Source organism: Arthrobacter sp. B0316-1-20 (genome assembly GCF_059091865.1).
This window is the reverse complement of the sequence record NZ_JBNHHC010000134.1, coordinates 1-4,997: the sequence shown is the minus strand read 5'-3', so window position 1 is coordinate 4,997 and position 4,997 is coordinate 1. Positions and strand designations below refer to the sequence as shown.

At 66.1% G+C, this 4,997-nt stretch carries 6 protein-coding genes; 1 reads left to right on the top strand and 5 read right to left on the bottom strand.

Going from position 1 to position 4,997, the window contains the following annotated elements:
- Positions 1–616 (top strand): TCP-1/cpn60 chaperonin family protein (locus tag AC5RW2_RS40400; RefSeq protein WP_494075255.1); only part of this gene is annotated, 616 nt, incomplete at its 5' end.
- A gap of 72 nt (positions 617–688) precedes the next feature.
- Here the strand turns inward: AC5RW2_RS40400 and AC5RW2_RS40395 are convergent.
- The 5 genes from AC5RW2_RS40395 to AC5RW2_RS40375 all read right to left on the bottom strand — a co-directional run.
- Complete coding sequence (locus tag AC5RW2_RS40395; protein WP_494032326.1) at positions 689–1,582, bottom strand: DUF4031 domain-containing protein; 894 nt, start codon at positions 1,580–1,582, stop codon at positions 689–691.
- Positions 1,583–1,678: 96 nt separating this feature from the next.
- A complete protein-coding gene (locus tag AC5RW2_RS40390) occupies positions 1,679–1,969 on the bottom strand; it encodes a WXG100 family type VII secretion target (protein ID WP_494032327.1) in 291 nt (96 codons plus the stop codon).
- Between the two features lie 92 nt (positions 1,970–2,061).
- Positions 2,062–3,564, bottom strand: a complete 1,503-nt coding sequence (locus tag AC5RW2_RS40385; protein WP_494032328.1) for a sensor histidine kinase — start codon at positions 3,562–3,564, stop codon at positions 2,062–2,064.
- Positions 3,565–3,567: 3 nt separating this feature from the next.
- Positions 3,568–4,278 carry a response regulator transcription factor gene (locus tag AC5RW2_RS40380; protein ID WP_494032329.1) on the bottom strand — a complete coding sequence of 237 codons (711 nt, stop codon included), beginning with the start codon at positions 4,276–4,278 and terminating at the stop codon, positions 3,568–3,570.
- Positions 4,279–4,387: 109 nt separating this feature from the next.
- The coding region (locus tag AC5RW2_RS40375; RefSeq protein ID WP_494075254.1) for a dienelactone hydrolase family protein at positions 4,388–4,997 on the bottom strand (610 nt) is incomplete at its 5' end.

The following is a 4,997-nucleotide window of genomic DNA, read 5'->3' as shown; positions in this document are numbered from 1 at the left end:
GGAGATCGCGGGCCGGGTCAACCAGATCCGCGCCGAGATCGAAAACTCCGATTCCGACTACGACCGCGAGAAGCTGCAGGAACGCCTGGCCAAGCTGGCCGGCGGTGTTGCAGTCATCAAGGCCGGTGCCGCAACCGAGGTTGAACTCAAGGAACGCAAGCACCGCATCGAGGACGCCGTCCGCAACGCCAAGGCTGCTGTTGAGGAAGGCATCGTCGCCGGTGGCGGCGTTGCCCTGATCCAGGCCGGCCTCAAGGCGTTCGCCAATCTGAACCTCGAGGGCGACGAGGCAACCGGCGCCAACATCGTCAAGGTTGCCATCGACGCTCCGCTGAAGCAGATCGCCTTCAACGCAGGCCTTGAGCCGGGCGTTGTTGTCGACAAGGTCCGCGGCCTGCCCGCCGGCCACGGTCTGAACGCTGCCACCGGCGTGTACGAGGACCTGCTGGCTGCCGGTGTGAACGACCCGGTCAAGGTCACCCGCTCTGCTCTGCAGAACGCGGCTTCGATCGCCGGTCTGTTCCTCACCACCGAGGCTGTTGTCGCCGACAAGCCCGAGAAGACCGCTCCGGCCATGCCGGGCGGCGACGAGATGGGCGGCATGGGCGGCTTCTAGTCCCCAGCCGGCTCCGGCCGATTAGCGCCGAAGGCGCGGTTCCCCGTCAAACGGGAGCCGCGCCTTCCGCTGTTAATGGCCCCAGGCGGCGAGTTCACTGCGCAGGTTCGATTGAGCCTGGTCCAGCCACAGTCGCTGGGCGGCGGGCGTATGGAAGAGCGGTTCCAGCGCAAGCAGGCGTTCGACGACGGCGGTGCGTCCGCGCGCGAAGTCCCCGTCGCTGACATGGCTGTATTCAAGCCTGACCTGTCGGAGGTACCGGGCGTAGCACCCGGGTGCGCTGCCCAGGATGGACAGGTCCGCGTCGCAGAGAAGCGCTCCGGCCCGGTCATCGGCTGCGGGGGCGTGGTGGGCGGTCAGCCGCACCAGCCGTGCTGTTTCGCTGACTTCGCCGGCCGGGCAGCCGGCATCCGGAAGCAGCTTTTCGGCCAGGCGGGCGGAAGCTTCCTCGTCGCCGCCGGGCACGCCGTCATAGACCGAGTCGTGGAACCAGGCGGCCAGCAGGATGGCCCGCCGGTCTGCGCCGGGTTCTTCGCCCATCTTGAACAGCAGTCCGAGGGCTTCCAGCACAGCCAGCAAGTGGGTGCGGTCATGATAGTGGCGGTGCGGCTCGCCCCAGCGCGCTATCAGGGCCCGGCCGAGGGCCTCCCGGCCCGGCAGCAGCAGATTCCAATGGCTGAGCAGTGATGCTTCCAGCTTGCTGCTGCGCAGGCGGGCCGGGACGCGCAGGCCGCTTGAAATCAGGGCCCGCGTGAGCTGGGCGCCGCTGACTTCGCCGGCTCCCAGAGCCACCAGGTCGCCGTACCGGCGTTCCGGAACATCGTAGTGATCCTCGTCGAAGGCACGTTCGGGAATGCCCGCGGCGGCGGCAAAGGCATGCAGCTCAGCCAGCGACGTATCCGAGATCAGGTGCGAGAAGAGGGTCCCGTGGGCGGGCCACGAGGGCGGATCGATCAGAATGGCCACGCTTCAGCCTACTTGCCGGGGACCGGGGTTTCGACTCGCTCGTTCCTCGCTCCCTCAACCACCGGGGCAGCGGGGGAGAAGACGCGGGGGCGGGTGTTACGCCATGAAGAGGCAGGCGTTGGCGTCCTCCGCGCTGGCGTACTGCTGGGAGGCCTGCGAGAGGGCCGCATTGATGCTGGCCAAGGATTCCTTCACCTTCAGCTGGGTGGCGTGCCACTCGGTGATGAGCTGCTGGAAATTGGCTGCGGCCTGACCGGTCCACATGGCCTCCAGCTCGCGCAGCCCGCCCTGCATCGCCGAGACCTCGGTCCGGATACGGTCGATGGTGCACTGGACCTCGCTGCTCTTGGCGGCGAGTGCCTCACTGTCTACATGGAAAGTTGCCATGGGGTTCCTCCTGGGAGCCATTCGAAATGTTCGGAAGTGATCGGTGTACCTGACACTTCGAGGCTAGGCGCCCGGGGAGGTCCGCGTCCGGGCTAACGGCGGAACTGTGGAAAACCGGGCCGGTGCCGCGGCTGTGGAGGAATGGTCGTTTCGGACTGGGCGGTTTCGTCAGCGTCGCTGTAGGGGAGCCGGATGGACAGGGTGGCCCCGCCGCCGTCGGTCTCCAGGATCCGGACGGTGCCGTCGTGCTGGGCCACCAGGGCCGCCACGATGGCGAGCCCGAGTCCCGTACCGCCCGTTTCACGCGTCCGCGACGTATCCGCACGGTAGAAGCGTTCGAAGACCCGGGATGCCTCTTCCTCGGAGATGCCGTGGCCGTGGTCGCGGACTTCGATGATCGAATCCTTGCGGTTGTCGATGACAGGCTCCACACCGACGGCGATTTCGATCGGCGTGCCTTCCGGCGTGTAGCGCAGCGCATTGGTGACCAGGTTCGCCATGACCTGGCGCAGGCGCGCCTCGTCGCCGACCGTCGGGGCGCTCCGGGCGCGACCGCCGTCGAGCCCGATCACCTTGACCTGGCGGTCCGGGGCGCTGACCCGGGCATCCATCGCCGCGTCCGTGCCGAGCACCAGCAGGTCCACCGGCTTGGATTCCAGCGGGCGCTGCTCATCGATGCGGGCCAAGGTGAGCAGGTCCTCCACCAGCTGGCCCATTCGGGTTGCTTCGCCCTCGATCCGGCCCATGGCCTTGGCGACATCCTCCTCCGTCTGTAGTCCGCCATGCCGGTACAGCTCGGAGAAACCGCGAATGGTGACCAGCGGTGTCCGGAGCTCATGGGAAGCGTCGGAGACGAAGCGGCGCATCTTCTTCTCCGACTCGACGCGGGCTGCAAAGGCTCCCTCGATGTGGGAGAGCATGGTGTTGACTGAGCGGGAGAGCCGGCCCACCTCCGTGGCCGGATTCTCCACCTCGACGCGGCGTGACAGATCGCCGTTGGCGATGGCCGAGGCGGTCTTCTCCATGCGGACCAGCGGCCGGAAGGACCGGGTGACCGCAAGGTAGGCGACGGCGGAGGCGAAGACGGTCGATGCCAGCCCGACGGTCAGGATCAGGGCGGCCGTCTCATCCACTGGGTCATTGACCGTGGCCATCGGCAGGCCCACTGCCATGTAGCCCTGGCTGTCCTGGAGCCCGAAGATCTGGACGCGCCAGCCCTGGCTGTCCGGCAGGGTCCCCGGAACCGGTACGGGCTTTTCACTGGCCCTGGCGGCCTCCAGATCTAGCCCGCGCAGGTCCGGAACATCCTGGGTGGCCGACTGCTCGACCGTTGGCCGCAGCACGGTGCCGCTGTTGTTCAGGAGCGCCCCGTAATAGCGCAGCAGGGAACTGTCCGTGGTTTCCGAGATGCCGAAGACGTAGTTGGAGACGGCTTGGGCATTGTTTCGGATGTCCTGGTCCATGCTGTTGATGAGGTTCTGGCGCAGCATGGAAATAGTCAGCAGCCCGGTGATCCCCACGGCCACCACCATGAGGATGGACATGATCGCCACCAGTTGGGTGCGCAGCGACGCGGATTTCCAGAGGTTGATCAAGGTCTAGCGCTTCTCAGACGAGCGCAGCAGGTATCCAACACCCCGTTTGGTCTGGATCAGGGCGGGGGCATTGGGCTTGCTGTCGATCTTGCGGCGCAGATAGGAGATGTAGGACTCGACGATGGAGGCATCCCCGTTGAAGTCGTATTCCCAGACATGGTCCAGGATCTGGGCCTTGGAGAGCACCCGGTTGGGGTTCATCATCAGGTAGCGCAGCAGCTTGAACTCGGTCGGGGACAGTTCAATGGTTTCGCCTGCACGGCGGACCTCATGCGCGTCGTCGTCCAGTTCCAGATCATCGACCTGGATGACGGCGCCTTCGTCGTCGAAGGGCTGGGTGCGCCGCAGCACGGCGCGGATGCGCGCCACGACTTCATCCAGGCTGAAGGGCTTGGTGACGTAGTCATCGCCTCCGACCGTCAGGCCGGTGACCTTGTCCTCGGTGTCGTCCCGCGCCGTCAGGAACAGGACGGGGAAATGCCTGCCCGAGGCGCGCAGCCGGCGGGTGACCGTGAATCCGTCCATATCCGGAAGCATGACATCCAGGACAGCGAGGTCCGGGTTGTACTCCTCGACGGCGGCAAGGGCGTCGCGCCCGTTGGCAGCAGCAACGACGTCGAACCCGGCGAAACGCAGGGAGGTTGAGAGCAGCTCACGGATATTGGGCTCGTCGTCGACGACCAGGAGCTTGGCTTCGGGTGCATTTTTCTTCACCTTCCCATGGTGCTCCGCTTTTCTGGGAAAAGTCTAGGAGCACCTTGGGAGGTTCTTGGAAGTAATATGCGTCCCGGCTGTGCGGTCCGCAGCTGGGCTCGCCCACTTTCTACGTATCCGGAAGGCCCGGAAGCTGCTGCTCGAACCAGGCCAGCATGTCATTCCACGCCTCCAGAGCCTGGGCCTCCACATAGCGGTCGCCGGTGTCATTGTGGAAGGCGTGGTTGACGCCGGGATAGATCTTCAGCTCGTGGACGGTTCCGGCCTGCTGCAGCGCCGCTTCCAGTTCCGGCACGCCGCTGGTGATCCGCTCGTCCTGCTCGGCGTACACCCCAAACACCGCGGCCTGGATATTGGGAACCTGGGACAGCTCCGGTGCCGGTCCATAGAACGGGGCTGCAGCCTTGAGACCGGACATCTGGGTGGCGGCCTGCCAGGTGATGCCGCCGCCGAAGCAGTAGCCGTTCATCGCGATCCGCTGCGGATCGACGAAGTCCTGGGTGATCAGGTATTCGAAGCCAGCCTGGAAATCGCCCACGTGGCGGTCCGCTCCGGCATCCGTGAGCAGGCTGGGCACGGCATCGCGGTCCTGGGCGTCGGTTCCGCCCTCGCGGGAGAGCAGGTCCACTGCCAGCGCGGCGTAGCCTTCCTTGGCGAAGCGCCGGGCGACATCCCGGATGTGCGGAGTCAGGCCGCGGTTTTCATGGCAGACCAGCACC

Bases quoted from the DNA above. Each gene is read 5' to 3' on its own strand.
- AC5RW2_RS40390 (WP_494032327.1), bottom strand. From the start codon at position 1,969: ATGGCAACTTTCCATGTAGACAGTGAGGCACTCGCCGCCAAGAGCAGC.